The organism is Spirillospora sp. NPDC049024, assembly GCF_040649235.1.
Lineage (GTDB): Bacteria > Actinomycetota > Actinomycetes > Streptosporangiales > Streptosporangiaceae > Spirillospora.
Window position 1 is genome coordinate 317,779 of record NZ_JBEZFD010000007.1, and the last position, 17,631, is coordinate 335,409.

Consider the following 17,631-nt stretch of genomic DNA (forward strand, 5'->3'; position numbering starts at 1 on the left):
AAACTCGCATCGATGGACACGACGGTTGCTGATCCACTCGTCGGGCGGGTGCTCGACGGGCGCTACCGCATTGAGTCCCGCATCGCCCGCGGCGGCATGGCCACGGTCTACCTCGCGCGCGACCTCCGGCTCGACCGCGTCATCGCGCTGAAGGTGATGCACGCGGGGCTCGCCTCCGACGAGGACTTCGTCGCCCGCTTCATCGGCGAGGCCAAGGCGGCCGCGGCGCTGTCCCACCCGAACGTCGTCGCCGTCTACGACCAGCGCACCGACGGCGAGCACGTCTACCTGGTGATGGAGTACGTCGCCGGCCGCACCCTGCGCGACGCGCTGAACTCGCTCGGCAGGCTCGGCCCGCGCGCCGCCCTGGAGATCATGCAGCCGGTGCTGGCCGCGCTCGGCGCCGCGCACCGGGCCGGCCTGGTGCACCGCGACGTCAAGCCCGAGAACGTGCTGATCACCGAGGACGGCCAGGTCAAGGTCGCCGACTTCGGCCTCGCGCGGGCCGAGACCGCGAGCAAGATGACCAAGACCGGCATGATCATCGGAACGGTCGGCTACCTGGCGCCCGAGCAGGTGCTGTCCGGCAACGCCGACGTCCGCTCCGACGTGTACGCCGCCGGGACCATGCTGTTCGAGCTGATGACCGGGCGGCTGCCGCACCAGGGCGACACGCCCCTCGCCGTCGCCTACAAGCACGTGAACGAGACGGTGCCGCCGCCGTCGAGCGTCGTCCCCGGCATCCCCGCGCGGGTGGACGCCCTGGTCACCGACGCCACGAGCCACGACCCGGCCCGCCGCCCGCAGGACGCGAACCAGTACCTGGCCGAGGTCGCCGAGGTGTTCGGCGGCCTGCCGCGCGACTTCGACCGGCGCGTCGAGGAGTCGTCCCGCAACGCCACGAGCGTGCTGGAGGCGCCGCCGCCCGCCCACGGCCGCACCGCCCTCCTGGACGCCGACACCATGGCGCCCGAGTACGTCCCGCGCCCCACCCGCACCGACCGCGCGATCGGCGCCCTGACCGGCCGCTACGTCATGGTCGCCATCGGGCTGGTCGCGGCCGTCATCCTCGGCTGGGCCGTCTGGTACCAGACGTCCGGCCAGTACGAGCACGTCCCGTCCTCGATCATCGGGATGAAGGTCGCCGACGCCCGCGACCAGCTGGAGTCCGACGGGCTGGACGTGCGCACCGCCAAGGCGGTCTACAGCGACCGCGTCCACAAGGGCGGCGTCGCCAAGTCCGACCCGCCCGCCGGGGCACGCGTCGCCAAGGGCCAGACGGTCACGCTCACGCCGTCGAAGGGCATCACGCCGCGCGAGGTGCCCGACGTCGAGGGCAAGTCCGTCGCCGACGCCAAGAAGACCCTGGAGGACAAGGGCTTCACCGTCGGCCGGACGAGCAGCACCCCCTCGCAGACCGTCGCCAGGGGCGACGTCATCAGCACCGACCCGGGCGCGGGCGAGAAGCAGTCCCCCGACGAGCCGGTCGCCGTCGTCGTCTCCAGCGGCATGTCGATGCCCGGCCTCCTCGGCCAGAACGGCGACTCCGCCGCCAACCAGCTGCGCTCGATGGGCCTGAACGTCACCGTCCAGAAGAAGCAGGTGGACGGCAAGCAGCCCGACACGGTGATCAGCCAGGACCCGTCCGAGGGCACCGGCGTCTCCCGCGGCGACGAGGTCACCATCGTCGTCAACAAGCGCGACTGCATCCTCGACGTGGGCGACGTCCATCTCGGCTGCAAGGACGGCGACGGCAACCAGAACGTCCCCGTCCCGGACCTGACCGGCCGCCGCGTGGGCGAGGCCAAGCGCGCCCTGGAGGACTCCGGCTTCCGGGTGAACGTGACGGGCTTCGGCGGCAACACCGTGCGCTTCCAGTCCCCGAACAGCGGCGAGGCCCCGCGCGGCTCCACCATCACGATCGTCCGGGGTCCCTGAGCGGCTAGTCTGAACGCGCCATGACCTCACCCATCAGCCCCGTCGGGGCACACGTGCCCGTTGCCGGCGGCCTCGCCACCGGCGGCCTGAAGTACGCCGCGGAGATCGGCGCCGAGGCGGTCCAGGTGTTCGTCTCCAACCCGCGCGGCTGGGCCCTGCCGGAGGGCAAGCCCGCCGAGGACGCCAAGCTCCGGGACGGCGGCCTCCCCGTCTACGTGCACGCCCCGTACCTGGTCAACCTCGGCTCCCCCACTCCGGAGACGCTGGAGAAGTCGCTGGCGGCCGTCCGCCACTCCCTGACCCGGGGCCGCGCCATCGGCGCCCGCGGCGTCGTCGTCCACACCGGCTCCGCCGTGACCCGGACCTACGACGAGGCCATGGCCCAGATCCGCGACCACGTCCTCCCCCTCCTCGACGAGATCCCCGAGGACGGCCCCGACATGCTCCTGGAACCCATGGCCGGCCAGAACAACATGCTCTGCGCCAAGGTCCAGGACCTGGGCCCCTTCTTCGAGCGCCTGGACCACCACCCGAAGCTCGGCGTCTGCTTCGACACCTGCCACGCCTGGGCCGCCGGCCACGACCTCACCGCCCCCGGCGGCGCCAAGGACACCCTCGACGCCCTGGTCGCCGCGGTAGGCGAGGGCCGCCTGAAACTGGTCCACGCCAACGACTCCAAGGACGCCTGCGCCTCCGCCAAGGACCGCCACGAGAACATAGGCGCCGGCCAAATAGGCGAGCCCCCCTTCGCCGACCTCTTCAACCACCCCGCGACCACAGGCGTCCCCTTCATAATCGAAACCCCAGGCCGAGCCCCCGCCCCCCACGCCAAAGACATAGAAACCCTGAAGCGGCTCCGTTCCTGATTGCTTTTTCTCCTCCTTCGGGCCTGGCGGCCCTCCATCGTCGGAAAAAGCGGGCGATCGCTGGCATCGCTCCGGCTCGCCTTGCGGCTCGCTGCGCGATCAGATTCTTGCTTCGCTCGAATCTGCCTTCGGACGCGATCGCAGGCCCCAGGTCGTTGCGTGGTTGCTCTGGCGGCTGAGGTCGTTGCAGTAGTGGGTTTGCTGCCCGGGCGCCGCGAATCCTGAGGGCTGTCGCTGCCGCCGTCGCCGCCCCGCTGGCCCAGTCGCCAGACGGACGGCGCCTCTGGGGCTGGACACCCGCCCGCCAACAGATCCCGTCCATCGCCGCTGGGCGTGACTGCCGCGAGCGCCCGTAGTACCTCGATGACCGAGGGACGCACTCATGTGGGAGGCGGCAGTGGCCGCCCACAGCAACCAACTACTGCAACTACCTCAGCCGCTACAGCACCCCGCGACAACCGGAGTGGTGCGATCGCGTCCGAAGGCAGTTTCGAGCGAAGCAAGAATCTGATCGCGAAGCGAGCCGCAAGGCGAGACGGAGCGATGCCAGCGATCGCCCGCTTTTATCGACGATGGAGGGCGCCCAGCGCCCGAAGGAGGAGAAAAAGCAATAAATAAGAGCTCGGGCGCCGCTGGACAACCCCCCGACTGTTCAGCGACGCCCGAGCCACAGGTCGCGGGATCCCACCCCCCCGGTACGGGATCCTGCGACTCACGATCCGGCATGTGGCGCCGGATCTCCGGATTTGCTCTTGTGGGAGGGTTCGCGGCCGGGGACCGCCCGCCCCTCCTTGGGCGGTGTGGCGTGTGGTGCCACTGAGAACACTAGAGGGGCGGCGCCGCCTGTGGGCCCCAAGACGACCCGGCACTCGATGAACGGTGTGTAGTCAGAGATATACGGAGCGTAGTCATTCGATGAGCGGTCCGTGGGGCGGGACGAGCGGTTCCCGCTGCCGGGTCGCGGCAGGTGGGGGCGTCGCAAAAGCCGCAAGGCGGGACTCAACGCGCGTACACGTCCTCGGGGAGGTGCAGTCTCGTCAGGGCGCGGTCGGCGCGGCGGGGGACGCGGCGGCGGGTCAGGAGGGACACGGCGACCATGACGGCGAACGCGGCGGGGGCGACCAGCGCGGCGGGCTCGGCCACGGCGGCGGCGGGCCAGCCGGTCAGGGGGACCTCGTAGAGGTGCAGGACACCGGCCGCGACGGCGAGGCCGCCGCCGACGAGCAGGCCGGCTGCGGCGCCTGCGGCGGTCAGGCCGCGCCACCAGATGGCGAGGACGAGGAGCGGGCACAGGGAGCACGCCGACACGCACAGGGCGAGGGCGACGAGGCCCGCGGCGCTCTGCGCGCCGATCCTGGGGAGCAGGACGAGCGGGACGGCGAGCGCGAGCACCGTGGCGGTGCGGAAGGACGCGGTGCCTCTGCGGCGGGCGCACTGGGTGACCGTCCCGGCGATGGCGACGACGAGGCCGCAGGAGGTGGAGATGAACGCGGCGAAGGCGCCGAGGGTGATGAGCGCGGTGAGCAGCGCTCCGGCCGGTCCGGGGACGCGCTGGGGCAGCAGCAGGACGGTCGCGTCGGTGTCGCCGGTCATCAGCAGTTCGGGCGCGTAGAGGCGTCCCATGGCCGCGTAGATGGCGGGGAAGACCCAGAAGAGCGCGAGGAGGACCGGCACCAGCGCCGCCGTGCGGCGGGCGGTGCTTCCGCTCGGGTTCGTGTAGAAGCGCATGAGGATGTGGGGCAGCCCCATGGTGCCGAGCAGGATGCCCAGGAGCGCCGAGTAGGTGCGGTAGAGGCCGTGCTCCTGGCCGCGGCCGAACGGGGCGGCCCAGGTCTCGCCGTCCTGGACGGGCAGGCGTTCGGCATGGGGCACCGGCGCACCGGCCGGGAATACCACCTCGGTGGCCTGGCCGATGGCGTGCCGGCCCGCGGTGAGGGTCATCGCCCCGCCGTCGCGGCGGACGCCGTCCACGCGCCCGCGGGCGGTGACGAGGACGGCGGCGGGGGCGACCACCTCGACCTCGGTGCGCACGTGGACCCGGGTGGTGTGCTCGAACCGCGCGGGCCCCTCGCCCGCGGGGTCGGGACGGCCGTCCATGTTCCACATGAGCAGCAGCGCCGCGGCGGGCACGGCGAGGGCGACCACCTTCACCCAGAACTGGAAGCTCTGGACGGCGGTGATGCTGTACATCCGGCCGGAGGTGACCAGCAGCAGCGTGACCGCGACGACGACGGCCCAGCCCGCCCACACGGGGGCGCCGGTCATCACGCGCAGCGTCACGCCCGCGCCCTGGAACTGGGGCAGCAGGTAGAACCAGCCGATGAAGCAGACGCAGCAGGTGACGATGCGCCGCACGGCCGGTGAGCCGAGCCGCCACTCGGCGAAGTCGGAGACGGTGTAGGCGCCGGACCGCCGCAGGGGCGCGGTCACGAACGCCAGGAGCAGGACGTATCCGGCGGTCGCCGCGACCGGCAGCCACAGCATGTCGGCGCCGTAGGCGAGCACCAGCCCGGCGGTGCCGAGGAACGCGGCGGCGGACAGGTAGTCGCCGCTGATCGCCGAGGCGTTCCGCCAGGGGGTGACGCCCCGGGAGGCGGTCAGGAGGTCGCCCGCGGCGCAGGCGGAGCGGCGGTCGTAGGCGCCCACGGCGGCGGTCGTCACCAGCAGTGCGAGGAGCGCCGCGACCGCCACGGCGGTCATCGCCGGCCCGCCGGTCTCGCCAGTTCGCGCTCGGCGCGCTCGGCCCGGGCGAGCTGGCGGAACGACACCGCGACCCAGACCGGCTGGATTCCGAACGCGAGGACGAGCCAGGGCAGCGGGAGGCCGTGGACGCGGGCCCGGGCCACCGCCGGGACGAGCGCCATCAGCACCGGGAGCGCCGTCACCACGGCCATGACGAACGCGCCGGTGCCGAGGGCGGTGCGCAGCTGGGTGCGGATGAGGGCGCGGGTCTCGGCGGCGCCGATGGGCGGACCGGGAAGGGGCGGGACGGCGCGGGCCGCATCGATATCGGTCAGGTCGGAATCGGCCGGGTCCGTATCGAGCAGCGCGGGATCGGCCAGGGCGGTATCGGGCGGATCGGGGTCCGCCTGGTCGGCCGCGGGCGCCTCGGCGCCGGCGGCGCCGGTCCCGGCGGTCTCCGCCGTGCCCGGCGGCAGCGCGCGGGGGCGGACGGCCGCCCCTCCGGCGGCGGTCTCGCGGCGTTCATCGGTCATCGGTGCCCTCCCCGGCGTCTCCGGGGCCTCCTGGGTCCCCGTCCGGCTGGTGGAACCTGCGGACGAACAGGTCGCGGACCTCGCGGGTGTGGCGGCGGCTGACCTGCAGCAGCTCGTCGCCGATCTGGACGGCCGCCCGGCCGCCGTCGAAGCGCAGCTCGGTGATGTGCGCCGCCGCGACGAGGGTGCTGCGGTGGATCCGGATGAAGCCCGCCCCCTCCCACCGCTTGGAGAGCGCCGACAGCGGCATGCGGACCAGGTAGCCGCCGTCGGCGGTGTGCAGCCGGACGTAGTCGCCCTTCGCCTCGACGTGGGTCACCGCGCGGCGGGACACCAGGCGCGTCCGCCCGCCGAGCTCGACGGGGATCATCTCGTCGTCGGGGTCGGGGGCGGCCTCCCCCGCGGTCCCGGACGTCCGGCGCGCGGCCGACGCCACCCGCCCGACCGCCACGGCGAGCCGCTCCGGGCGGACGGGCTTCAGCAGGTAGTCGAGGGCGCCGAGCTCGTAGGCGGCGACGGCGCAGTCGTCGTGCGCGGTCACGAACACCACGGGCGGCGGCGCGGCGAACCCGGTGAGCAGCCGGGTGAAGTCGAGCCCGTCGAGCCCCGGCATGCGGATGTCGAGGAACACGGCGTCGAGGCGCTCGCCGTCGACGAGCATGCGGCTCAGGTCGCGCAGCGCGGACGAGGCGTCCGCCGCCCCGGTGACCCGCCCGATCCGCGGGTCCTTGCGGAGCAGGTAGGTCAGCTCCTCCAGGGCGGGGCGTTCATCGTCGACGGCGAGGACGTGCAGCATGAGGGCGACTTTGCCGCGATTACCGTCTGTCCGCAATCGGTTCCAAAAAGTGAGTGGCGTGTCGCCCGGATCGCCCCTCAGTCGGGAAAGACGCCGGGACGGTACTTCGGAACGCGCAGATTGACCTTGGTTCCGGCGCCGAGCGCTGTCTCGACGGTGAGCCCGTACTCCTCGCCGTAGACCTGGCGCATGCGCGCGTCGACGTTCGCGAGGCCGATGCCGGGGCCGCCCTCCGGCCGGTCGTGGGTCGCCACGCTCCCCCAGCCGGTGGGCCCGGGGCGTCCGAGCGGCGCCGAGAGGATCTCCTCGAGCCGTTCGGGGTCCATGCCGATCCCGTCGTCCTCGACGCTGATCGCGGCCTCGGCGCCCGAGTCGCGGGCCGTGATCGAGATGTGGAACGCCTCGCGCCCGCCCGCCATGCCGTGCCGGACGGCGTTCTCCACGAGCGGCTGGAGCGCCAGGAACGGAACGGCGACCGGCAGGACCTCCGGCGCGACCTCGACGTCGCACCGCAGCCGGTCGCCGAACCTGGCGCGCTCCAACAGCAGGTAGCGGTCGATCGAGCGCAGCTCGTCGGCGAGCGTGGTGAAGTCGCGCGGGTTGCGGAACGAGTAGCGGGCGAAGTCGGCGAAGTCGAGCAGCAGGCCGCGGGCGCGCTCGGGATCGGTGCGGACGAACGAGGCGATCGTGGTCAGCGAGTTGTAGACGAAGTGCGGGGAGATCTGCGCGCGCAGCGCCCGCAGCTCGGCCTCGGCGAGGCGGACGCGGGCGGAGTCGAGCTCGGCCAGTTCGAGCTGGCCGGTGACGAGCCGGGCCGCCTCCCCGACCGCGCGGACCCGCGCGGTGGACGGGCTCGGCCAGTACGCGGTCAGCGCCCCCTCGACGCGGCCCTCGACGGTGAGCGGGGCGATCATCGCCACCTGGACGCCGCAGCGCGGGTCGCCGCACGCGAGCGGCTCGGGCGCGATGACCCGGGGCCGGCCGGAGGCCAGGACCGGCAGCGCGTGCGCGACCGCCTCGTCGGCGTGGGCGCCGCGGCCGGCGCCGTCCCAGGCCAGTAAGCGCGGGGCGTCGCGCCCGCCCGCCCCCGCCTCGGCCGGACCGTCCGGCTCGGCGGGATCGCCTGGATCGTCGGGGCCGTCCGGGTCGTCCGGCGGGCGCACCGCCACGATCGCGACCGCCTCGGCGCCGAGCAGCGCCCGCAGCAGCCGGGTCGACCTGCGCGCCGCGTCGCCGGTGAGCCCGGCCCGCAGCGGGGGCGCGGCGTGCGCGATCAGGTGCAGGGCGGCGAACGCCGCCGACTCCGCGGGCTCGGCGGGCCCGCGCCGCGGCAGGAGGCACCACCTGCGCGGCGCCCAGACCCCGCTGACCCCGGCCGCCGCGGCGCACACCACGACATCTGTGACGGACGGTAGGTCCATGGAAACGTACGGTAATGGCTATCATCGCCGCGGGTGCGGCTGTTGCCGATATACCGAGGTCTCGAATGGGACACGCTCGGCCCGCGCGGCCGGCCCGCCCGGCGGACCAATCACAGCGGGGGCGATTCGCCCTCGTCCTCCTGGTAGGAGTAGCGCTGCTCGCGCCACGGGTCGGCGACGTTGTGGTAGCCGCGCTCCTCCCAGAAGCCCCGGCGGTCCTTCACCAGGTACTCGACGCCCCTGACCCACTTCACGCTCTTCCACGCGTACAGGTGCGGGATGACGATGCGGAGGGGGAAGCCGTGGTCGGGCGTGAGGCGCTCGCCGTCGTGGTGGGTGGCGAACATCGTCCCCTCGGCGAGGAAGTCGCTCATCCTGATGTTGGCGCTGTAGCCGTACTCGGCCCAGACCATGACGTGCGTGACGTCGGGCGCGGGCGGCGCCAGCTCCGTGATCGCAGCGCCGGGGACGCCCTCCCACTCGTTGCCCGGGATCGTGAACTTGGTGACGCAGTGGAAGTCGGCGACCGACCGGGCCTTCGGCAGCGCGTCGAACTCGTCCCAGGTCCAGCGGTGCTGCTCCCCCGACTCGGTGGCGCCGAAGACGCGGAAGTCCCAGTCCTTGGGACGGAACTTCGGCACGGGACCGTAGTGCAGGACGGGCCAGCCCCGGGGGACGTACTGCCCGGGGGGCAGTTCGCCCGGCTGCGGCGCGGACTGTTCGGGGTGCGTCATGACGCGGCCATCCTGCCATCCGGCGTGACCTGAGCCATATCCGGGGTGCGTGCGGGCCGCGCGTCCGGACATCGGCTACGCTTGGGCCCGTGCGCAACGTCGTGTATTTCTTTTGGCTCGACCAGCCCGGACGGCTGGTCTGCCAGACGCTGCGCTGACAGACCACGAAGGCGAAAGCCCCGGGCCGGCCGGCCCGGGGCTTTCGCCGTTCCGGGGACGGACCGGCTTCCCGGGGCCTGAAGGAGAGGCAGCACACCCATGGTCGTCGTCATGGCCCCGGAGGCCAGCGAAGCGGATGTCAGAGCCGTCGTCTCACTGGTCGAGACGGCGGGAGGCGACGCCTTCATCAGCCGCGGCGTGGAGCGGACCATCGTCGGGCTGGTGGGCGACGTCCAGCAGTTCGGCACGCTGAACCTGCGCGGCATGCGCGGCGTCAGCGACGTCGTCCGCATTTCGGCGCCCTACAAGCTGGTGAGCCGCGAGAACCACGGCGAACGCTCGGTCGTCCGGGTCGGCGGGGTGCCGATCGGCCCCGGCACCATGACACTGATCGCCGGCCCGTGCGCGGTGGAGACCCCCGAGCAGACCCTCGGCGCGGCGCAGATGGCGCAGGCCGCGGGCGCGACGCTGCTGCGCGGGGGCGCGTTCAAGCCGCGGACGTCCCCGTACGCGTTCCAGGGCCTCGGGGAGGCGGGGCTCCGGATCCTCGCCGACGTCCGCGAGGAGACCGGCATGCCGATCGTCACCGAGGTCGTGGACGCCGCCGACGTCGACCTCGTCGCCTCCTACGCCGACATGCTGCAGATCGGCACCCGCAACGCGCAGAACTTCGCCCTCCTGCAGGCGGCCGGCGAGTCCGGCAAGCCGGTCATGCTGAAGCGCGGCATGAACGGGACGATCGAGGAGTGGCTGATGGCCGCCGAGTACGTCGCGCAGCGCGGCAACCTCGACATCGTGCTGTGCGAGCGGGGCATCCGCACCTTCGAGCGCGCGACCCGCAACACCCTCGACATCTCCGCGGTTCCGGTGGCGCAGCGCCTCTCCCACCTGCCGGTGATCGTGGACCCGTCGCACTCGGGCGGCAGCCGCGACCTCGTCCTGCCGCTGACCCGCGCGGCGATCGCGGTCGGCGCCGACGGCGTGATCATCGACGTGCACCCGCACCCGGAGACCGCGCTGTGCGACGGCCCGCAGGCCCTGGTGGACGGCGACCTGCGCGAGCTCGCCAAGCTCGTCCGCGACCTGCCCCCGATCGTCGGCCGCTCCCTCACCAGGAGCGAGGACCCCGACGCCGTCCCCGCGTGACCGCGCGTCCCCGCCGTACCCGCCTGACCCGGGAGCGGGTATCGTCCTGAACCATGGCTTACTGGGCACCTGATTGCGGACCGCCGCGCTCCTGACGGGGCGCGGCGACCGCATTCCCTGCTGACCACGACACGGCCCGGCGCGAGCGTGCGCCCGGCCGCGCCGTCCTGCGCCCCGAATCCGGACCCTCTTCTCCGATTCGAGCCCAGGAGCCCTTCTCCGTGTCGCACAACACCTCTCTTCGGCGCGCGTCCGAAAAGCCTTCGCCCGCCCGCGCCCGGCGCGGCGGCGCCGACGTCCTGCTGGCGGCCGCCCTCTGGGGGACGACCGGCACCGTCCGCACGTTCGCGGACGGCGCGTCCCCCTACTCGGTCGCCGCGGTCCGCATCGTCATCGGCGGGCTGGTGCTGCTGGCCCTCGCCGCGTCCACGCGCGGCGGCGCCGGGTTGCGCCGCCTGCTGGGCGACCGCCGCAACCTGCCGCTCGTCGGCGTCGGCGCGGTCGCCATCGCCGTCTACCAGACGGCGTTCTTCGTCGCCGCGGGCCGTACCGGCGTCGCGGTCGGCACCGTCGTCACGATCGGGAGCGCGCCCGTGTTCAGCGGCGTGCTCGGGCTGCTCGCGCGCCGGGCCGTCCTGACCGGGCGGTGGACGCTCGCCACGGCGGGCGCCGTCGCGGGCTGCGCGCTGCTCGTCGGCGGCGGCCGGGACGCGGGCGCCGAGCCGCTCGGCATCGGGCTGGCGCTGCTGTCCGGGCTGTCGTACGCGGTGTACGCGACGGTGGCGTCCGTCCTCATCACCCGCGGCGAGGAGGACCGGGCCGTCGCCGCGGCGCTGTTCGGGGCGGCGGCCGTCCCGCTGCTCCCCGTCCTGCTCGCCGGGCCGACGGGCTGGCTGCTCACCGGGAGCGGCGCGCTCATCGCGCTCTACCTCGGCGTGGTCACCACGGGCGGCGGCTACCTGCTGTTCGCCCGGGGCCTGCGCACGACGCCCGCCACGACGGCGACGACCCTGACGCTCGCGGAGCCCGCGGTGGCCGCGGTGCTCGGCACGGCCCTGCTGGGCGAGCGGCTGGGCGGCGCGGCGCTGGGCGGCCTCGTGCTGCTCGCGGCGAGCCTCGTGGTCCTCGTGGCGCCCGCGCGGCTGGGCGGCCGCCGCCCGGGCGCACAGGGCGGTAACGAATTGGTCTGAACCATTGGCCGGGCGCGGCGCGGCGAGGATGATGACCGGCATGACGACGGGAGATGGTGACGCCGGGGGGCGGCTCTTCCCGGAGGACCTGGACGGGGTCGACCCGGTCGCCGCGGTGCTGCTGGCGGATGCCCGCCGCGCCCTGTCCGCCTACCCGGAACTGGTGGCCCTGGGGGCCGTGTTCGCGGCCGCCGAGCAGGTTCCGGGCGGCTGGCAGGTCGTGACCCCGTTCGACCCGCTGCCGCAGGGCGCGCGCGAGATCCTCGCCGACCATCTGGAGGACCGGGCGGCGCCCGGCTCCGGCGCGGCGCGCGGGCTGGCGGCCGCGGCCCGGACGCTGCGGCACGAGCCGGCCGACGAGGTGGCCGCGGGCGGGCGGCGGTTCCGGATCGTGCGGATCGAGCAGCTGGTCCGCACCGGCCCGGACGGGCCCGAGCCGCCCCGCCCGACCGACCTGGACCCGCTGCCCGCGGCCGGGCGCGTCCCGCCCGCCCGCGCGTACGAGCTGCTGCCGGAGGACGGCCCGGCGTCCGACCTCGCGACCGCCGAGCTGCTCTGCCAGGTGCTGGACGCGGCGGCGGCCACGGGGAGCGAGCCGTCCGGCGCGTTCCTCACCCCGGTCGCGCTGGCGCCCGCGTTCACCGTCGCCGAGCGCGGCGAACGGCGCTGGCGGCCCGTGGGCCGGCTGTACGACGCGCCGCAGCAGGCCCGCGACTCGCTGGCCACCTATTTCAGGCACGTGGTGCCCGCGGTGGAGAGCCCGGCCGCGGTGGACGTCGCCCGGTTCGCCGAGGCGGCGGAGCTGATGGAGGACCGCACGCGCCGCAACGGCATCGCCGTCGCGGGGCGCCGCTTCCGGATCGTCCGCATCGAGCGGATCACCCTGCTGGGCCCGGACGGCCCCGAGCCCCCACGCCACACGGACTTCGACGCCCGCTGACCCACCGCCCACCAAGCACCCGCCAGACCATGCGGCCCGCCGGGCCGGGGCTGCCAGGCCCACCGGGCCAGGCGAGCCGGGTGGAACGCCCCGGGCCCGAGGCGGGGCGAGATCGAACAACCCCGGGTCGAAGCCGCGCGCCGGACCGCGGGATCAAAGTGGCCCCGCGCGGACGACCTGGGCATGTCTCGAAATGGCCTCACCACGCGCGCGAACGCGTGACCTGGCCGGTGCCGCGAAGCCGGAGGCGAGCGGCACCGGGCAGATCGCGAAGCGATGCCGCGTTCGCCCAGGAACGGTCACGTAGCGAGCCGCTAGGCGAGCGTAGTGGGCCGAGACTGTAATTTACACAGCGCCGTAGGCGGGGCGGTGCTCCTGGACGGACGCGGCGAGCTGGTCGGCGAGCTCGCCGACGTCGAGGCGCTTCTCGATCTGGCGCAGGTCGCCGATCTTGGCCCGGGTCTCGGCCCGGCGGGGCGCGAGCAGGGTGCAGCAGTCCTCGTCGGGCAGCTCGGAGATCGTCAGGGTCCGGATGCGGCGCGCCTGGTCCATGATCTCGACCTTGTCCATGCCGACGAGGGGCCGCAGGATCGGCAGCTCGACGGCGTCGTCCAGCGCGGTGATGTTGGCGAGGGTCTGGCTGGACACCTGCCCGAGCGCGTCACCGGTGATCAGCGCGGAGCCGCGCAGCCGGCGGGCGAGGACCTCGCCGGTGCGCAGCATCAGCCGGCGCTGCGCGATCACCGCGAGCCGGTCGGCGCCGGACGACTTGATCTGCTGCTGCGCCTTGCCGAACGGCACGACGAACAGCCGGGACCCGCCCTGGAACTTGTCCAGCTCGCGGACCAGCGCGTACGCCTTGTAGATCGACTCGGGGCCGGTGAACGGCATGCCGGAGAAGTGCAGGTAGTCGACCCGCAGGCCGCGGCGCATCATCCGGTACGCGGCGACGGGCGAGTCGATGCCGCCCGACATCAGCACGAGGCCGCGGCCGCTCATCCCGACGGGCAGGCCGCCCTGCCCGGGCAGGCCGCCGGAGTAGACGAACACCTCGTCGCGGTCGACCTCGATCGACAGGGTGTGCTCGGGGTCCTTGAGCCGGACGGGCTGGCCGTAGCGGGCGGCGACGAGCGCGCCGACGTGCCGGTCGAGCTCGGTGGAGGTCATCGGGAACCGCTTGTCGCGGCGCCGCGAGCGGACGGCGAACGTGCCGGTCCGGCCGTCCATGAGCTCCAGGGCGGCGCGCTCGACGCTGGCGAGGTCCTTGCCGACCCGCCAGGCGCGGTGCGCCCAGACGATGCCCATGACGTCGGTGATCCGCTGCGCGATCCGCTCCATGGTGGCGAGATCAGCGTCGTGCTTGCGGACGATGAAGACGCCGTGGCGCCGGACGACGTCCACCCGGGCGATCGGCCGGACGGCGGTGCGCACGTTGTCGGCGAGGCGGCGCTCGAACTGCTCGCGGTTCTTGCCCTTGAGGACGACCTCGCCCAGTTTGAGCAGGACGCACGGCTCGCCGTCGACCGGCGACTGCTCCCGGACGTCCGCCGGCGCGGTGTCGAGCGTGGTCATGCGGGATCCTCCTGGCGGGAACAGGGTCGAACGAACAAGATGGACGAACAGGGTGGAAGCGGGGAACTTCCAGTGTGGCCCAGAGAAGGCAACACCGCGACCCGGAATCCCTGTTCCCGCGCGGGGCGGATCAGCCGAAGAAGACCTCGGCCTCGGAGTAGCGCTCCAGCGGGACGGTCTTGAGCTCCTTGGTCGCCTCGTCGAGCCCGACCCGGATGATGCTCGTGCCCTGGAGGGCCACCATCTTGCCGTAGTCGCCGTCCTTGACGGCGTCGATGGCCTGGAGGCCGAAGCGGGTGGCGAGGACCCGGTCGAACGCGGTGGGGGTGCCGCCGCGCTGGATGTGCCCGAGCACGGTGGCGCGGGCCTCCTTGCCGGTGCGCTTCTCGATCTCGTCGGCGAGGGCCTGCCCGATGCCGCCGAGCCGGACGTGGCCGAACGCGTCCCGCTCCCCGGTCTGCAGCTGCATCTGGCCGTCGATCGGGTGCGCGCCCTCCGACACCACGATGATCGGCGCGTAGCGGGTCTTGAACCGGCTCTCCACGTACTCGCAGACCTTCTCGATGTCGAAGGGCCGCTCGGGGATGAGGATGACGTTGGCGCCGGCGGCCATGCCGACGTGCAGCGCGATCCAGCCCGCGTGCCGGCCCATGACCTCGCAGATCAGCGCCCGGTGGTGGCTCTCGGCGGTGGTGTGCAGCCGGTCGACGGCCTCCATGCCGATGTTCACCGCGGTGTCGAAGCCGAAGGTGTAGTCGGTCGCGTTCAGGTCGTTGTCGATCGTCTTCGGGACGCCGACGACGTTGACGCCGTTGGCGTACAGCTCGCGCGCGACGCCGAGGGTGTCCTCGCCGCCGATGGCGATCAGCGCGTCCACGCCGAGGCCGGCGAGGTTGTCCTTGATCCGCTCGACGCCGCCCTCGACCTTGACCGGGTTGGTCCGCGAGGAGCCGAGGATCGTCCCGCCGCGCGGCAGGATCCCGCGCACGGCCTGGACGTCGAGGGCCACGGTGTCGCCTTCGAGGGGCCCGCGCCAGCCGGCCCGGAACCCGACGAACTCGTAGCCGTAGACCTGGACGCCCTTGCGGACGACCGCGCGGATCACCGCGTTCAGGCCGGGGCAGTCGCCGCCCCCGGTCAGCACTCCGACGCGCATGCCGTCACCTTCTCCCGCCACCGGACTCCTCCCTCGATCGAGGTTTCCAGACTAGTCGCCGCACGCGGCGGCACGGGCCCTCCGAAGGTCCCGGCGCGCCGACATTGGTCTAGACCATAGCCCGTCGCGGGTACCGTCGGCACACCGTTCGCCCGGACCGCCGCCTCAGCCGGACGGGCCCCGGCGCAGGACGCGGACCCGCCCCCGGAACAGCACCGCCGCTCCCCCGGGCACGCGCCGCACCGCCGCCCGGCGCGGGCGCGGCGGCTCCCGCCCGTCATAGGACCACCGGACCTCCGCCAGCGCCAGTTCCCGCGCCGCGTCGCCGGCGAGCCGGTCCCGGTGCTCGCGCGCGAAGTCCCAGCCGTCCCGGAAGGAGCCGCGCGTCGGGCGCTCGGCCGCCCACGCCGCGAAGACCCCCTTCCAGGACGTCCCGTAGGAGGCGGCCAGCGCGGGCCAGGCGCGGGCGACCTCGCCGGCGCGCTTGAGCAGGATCCCGTGCGCGGCCGCCCGCACCGCCCCGGCGTCGAACCCGTCCGGGAGCGGCCCGCCCGCCGTCATGGCCCGGACGAGCGCCTCCTGCGCCGCCGCCAGCCCGGCGTCGAACCCGCTCATGTGACGGGCGCCAGTCCGGAGGCGGCGGCGATGGCGTCCAGCTCGGCCCGCAGCTCCGCGGCGGGCGGGTAGCGGCCGTCGCGCTCCAGCAGCAGGCCGGGCGGCCGGTGCCGCGCGCACAGCTCCCCGACCAGGTCCAGGACCTCGGCGGGGACGGCGGCGGCGTGCGTGTCGTGGTACCGCCCGCCCTCTTCCGAGCCGCCGGCGACGTGGCAGTAGGCGACGCGGTCGAGCGGCAGGCGGTCGAGGAGGCGGACGGGGTCCTCGCCCCGGTTGCGGGCGTTGGCGTACACGTTGGCGACGTCCAGCAGCAGGAGGGCGCCGGTGCGCTCCAGCAGCTCGGTCAGGAAGTCGGCCTCGGTGTACTCGGCGTCCGGCCAGTCGAAGAGCGTGGCGATGGGCTCCACGGCGAGCGGGACGGGCAGCTCCGCCTGCGTGCGGCGGATGTTGGCGGTCAGCGCGTCCAGGGCGGCCCGGGTGCGCGGCACGGGCAGCAGGTGCCCTGCCTCGACGCCGCCCGCGCGGACGAACGCGACGTGCTCGCTCACCAGCGGCGCGCTTAGCGCCTCGGCGCAGGCGGCCAGGTGCGCGACGCGCTCGGCGGCCACGGGCTCGGCGCCGCCGAGCGACAGCCGCACCCCGTGCGGGACGATCATCGCGCCGCGGTCGCGCAGCGCGAGCAGCTCGGGCGCGGGCCCCGCCGGATGCACCGACTCGGCGATCACCTCGGCGAACCGCAGCCCCGGCAGGGCGCCCACGAACCCGGCGATCTCGGGGCGCCAGCCGATCCCCACGCCCAGCCGCACGTCAGCTCCCACCGCCGCAGCCTCCGCCACCGCCGCAGCCTCCGCCTCCCCCGCAGCCGCCCCCGCCGCCGCAGCCGCTTCCGCCGCCGCACGAGCCGCCGCCACCGCAGGAGGACGACGAGCACACCGAGGCGGTAGACGAGCACACGTGGCCGTCCGACGAGGAGGACGACCCCGACGAGGCCCCGGAGACGGCCGCGACCCGGGTCATCTCCAGGTAGCGGCCGAGCCCCACGGTCTGGGCGAACGTCGGGTCGAGCGCCATGAGCGCGGGCGTGCCGAACAGCGCCACGCCCATGAGCGCGGCCTGGGGCGGCAGCCCGGCGTAGGACGGCGTGTGCTCCGGATCGAGGCCGGTCTCGGACTCCTTGAGCCGCTCCACGGCCTGCTTGCCCTCATCCGTCCGCTCGCCGGACGTGTCGAGGCCGAGAGCACCGGCGGTGAGGCCCATCAGCGCGATCACCGGCACGGCCTTGGCCGGGAACCCGCTGAAGGCGTCGGTCATGACGAAGGCGACCCCGCCGACCAGCACCCAGCCGAACATGACCAGCTGGAGGGTCCGCAACCGGCGGCGCGCGCTCGGCGCGAGCAGCATGCCCAGCGCGACGAGGCCGTCGCGGAGCTGGTCGAGCGCCGCCCGCACGCCCGGCTCGGCGGTCAGCTCGGCGAGCGTCCCGGCCCGGCCGACCGCGATCGCCCCGTACACGGCCGCGTCCAGCGGCTTGCCGGCCGCGTGCGGGCCGGAGGCCGACGGCCCGGTGGCCATCAGCCGGCCGTCGGCGTAGGCGTCGACGGCGCCGTCCAGCCGCAGCGCCGTGATGGAGGCCGCGATCGCGTGCCGCCCGCCGCCGTGCAGGTAGGCGACCTCGTACGGGTGCAGCCTGCGCAAGGGGGGCGTGCCGCGCTTCACCGCCGCGCGGCGGCTCCGAAGGATCTTCAGAAGCACGAGTCCGACCAGGATGTGGGCCGCGAGGAACCCCAACTGGGGGCCCAGGATCTCGTCCGCCATGGCGCGCTCCCGTCGCGATGCACTTTTGCGCGATTTGACGCAGGGGGCGCCACGGCGGTTCGCCCCCG

15 protein-coding genes are annotated in these 17,631 nt (G+C 74.1%); 5 read left to right on the forward strand and 10 right to left on the reverse strand.

Annotated features, from left to right (window positions below; all coding sequences use genetic code 11):
* Window positions 1–12 precede the first annotated feature (12 nt).
* Both pknB and AB0C21_RS16070 read left to right on the forward strand, forming a co-directional pair.
* Window positions 13–1,938: a Stk1 family PASTA domain-containing Ser/Thr kinase gene (pknB, locus tag AB0C21_RS16065; RefSeq protein ID WP_500204898.1), complete on the forward strand. Its 1,926-nt coding sequence runs from the start codon at window positions 13–15 to the stop codon at window positions 1,936–1,938.
* A gap of 20 nt (window positions 1,939–1,958) precedes the next feature.
* Complete coding sequence (locus tag AB0C21_RS16070; RefSeq protein WP_500204899.1) at window positions 1,959–2,804, forward strand: deoxyribonuclease IV; 846 nt, start codon at window positions 1,959–1,961, stop codon at window positions 2,802–2,804.
* 999 nt (window positions 2,805–3,803) lie between these two features.
* Here AB0C21_RS16070 and AB0C21_RS16075 read toward each other — a convergent pair.
* The 5 genes from AB0C21_RS16075 to AB0C21_RS16095 form a co-directional block, all read right to left on the reverse strand.
* Window positions 3,804–5,504 (reverse strand): sodium:solute symporter family transporter, encoded by a 1,701-nt coding sequence (locus AB0C21_RS16075; protein WP_500204900.1) that lies wholly within the window; start codon window positions 5,502–5,504, stop codon window positions 3,804–3,806.
* A complete protein-coding gene (locus AB0C21_RS16080) occupies window positions 5,501–6,019 on the reverse strand; it encodes a hypothetical protein (protein WP_500204901.1) in 519 nt (172 codons plus the stop codon). Before AB0C21_RS16080 ends, AB0C21_RS16075 begins: the two co-directional genes overlap by 4 nt.
* Window positions 6,009–6,815, reverse strand: a complete 807-nt coding sequence (locus AB0C21_RS16085; protein ID WP_149257400.1) for a LytR/AlgR family response regulator transcription factor — start codon at window positions 6,813–6,815, stop codon at window positions 6,009–6,011. Before AB0C21_RS16085 ends, AB0C21_RS16080 begins: the two co-directional genes overlap by 11 nt.
* 77 nt (window positions 6,816–6,892) lie before the next feature.
* Complete coding sequence (locus AB0C21_RS16090; protein WP_500204902.1) at window positions 6,893–8,236, reverse strand: histidine kinase; 1,344 nt, start codon at window positions 8,234–8,236, stop codon at window positions 6,893–6,895.
* Between the two features lie 110 nt (window positions 8,237–8,346).
* Window positions 8,347–8,970, reverse strand: a complete 624-nt coding sequence (locus AB0C21_RS16095; protein WP_500204903.1) for a sulfite oxidase-like oxidoreductase — start codon at window positions 8,968–8,970, stop codon at window positions 8,347–8,349.
* 258 nt (window positions 8,971–9,228) lie between these two features.
* Between AB0C21_RS16095 and aroF the strand changes: the two genes are divergently transcribed.
* The 3 genes from aroF to AB0C21_RS16110 all read left to right on the forward strand — a co-directional run bounded on the left by aroF (window position 9,229) and on the right by AB0C21_RS16110 (window position 12,405).
* Window positions 9,229–10,275 carry a 3-deoxy-7-phosphoheptulonate synthase gene (gene aroF, locus AB0C21_RS16100; RefSeq protein WP_500204904.1) on the forward strand — a complete coding sequence of 349 codons (1,047 nt, stop codon included), beginning with the start codon at window positions 9,229–9,231 and terminating at the stop codon, window positions 10,273–10,275.
* Between the two features lie 221 nt (window positions 10,276–10,496).
* Complete coding sequence (locus AB0C21_RS16105; protein ID WP_500204905.1) at window positions 10,497–11,465, forward strand: DMT family transporter; 969 nt, start codon at window positions 10,497–10,499, stop codon at window positions 11,463–11,465.
* Window positions 11,466–11,505: 40 nt separating this feature from the next.
* The gene (locus AB0C21_RS16110; protein WP_500204906.1) at window positions 11,506–12,405 is read left to right on the forward strand and encodes a DUF5954 family protein; all 900 of its coding nucleotides are present in this window, start codon (window positions 11,506–11,508) and stop codon (window positions 12,403–12,405) included.
* Window positions 12,406–12,750: 345 nt separating this feature from the next.
* On the opposite strand, the gene thiI is transcribed toward AB0C21_RS16110, so the two are convergent.
* The 5 genes from thiI to AB0C21_RS16135 all read right to left on the reverse strand — a co-directional run bounded on the left by thiI (window position 12,751) and on the right by AB0C21_RS16135 (window position 17,563).
* Complete coding sequence (gene thiI, locus AB0C21_RS16115; protein WP_500204907.1) at window positions 12,751–13,977, reverse strand: tRNA uracil 4-sulfurtransferase ThiI; 1,227 nt, start codon at window positions 13,975–13,977, stop codon at window positions 12,751–12,753.
* 130 nt (window positions 13,978–14,107) lie between these two features.
* Window positions 14,108–15,133, reverse strand: coding sequence for a 6-phosphofructokinase (locus AB0C21_RS16120; protein ID WP_149257407.1), 1,026 nt, complete (start codon window positions 15,131–15,133; stop codon window positions 14,108–14,110).
* A gap of 165 nt (window positions 15,134–15,298) precedes the next feature.
* Complete coding sequence (locus AB0C21_RS16125; protein ID WP_500204908.1) at window positions 15,299–15,748, reverse strand: SCO6045 C-terminal-like domain-containing protein; 450 nt, start codon at window positions 15,746–15,748, stop codon at window positions 15,299–15,301.
* Complete coding sequence (locus AB0C21_RS16130) at window positions 15,745–16,566, reverse strand: MbnB/TglH/ChrH family RiPP precursor modification enzyme (protein ID WP_500204909.1); 822 nt, start codon at window positions 16,564–16,566, stop codon at window positions 15,745–15,747. Before AB0C21_RS16130 ends, AB0C21_RS16125 begins: the two co-directional genes overlap by 4 nt.
* On the reverse strand, window positions 16,556–17,563 hold the full coding sequence (locus AB0C21_RS16135; RefSeq protein ID WP_500204910.1) for a TIGR04222 domain-containing membrane protein: 1,008 nt from the start codon (window positions 17,561–17,563) through the stop codon (window positions 16,556–16,558). Before AB0C21_RS16135 ends, AB0C21_RS16130 begins: the two co-directional genes overlap by 11 nt.
* Window positions 17,564–17,631 lie beyond the last annotated feature (68 nt).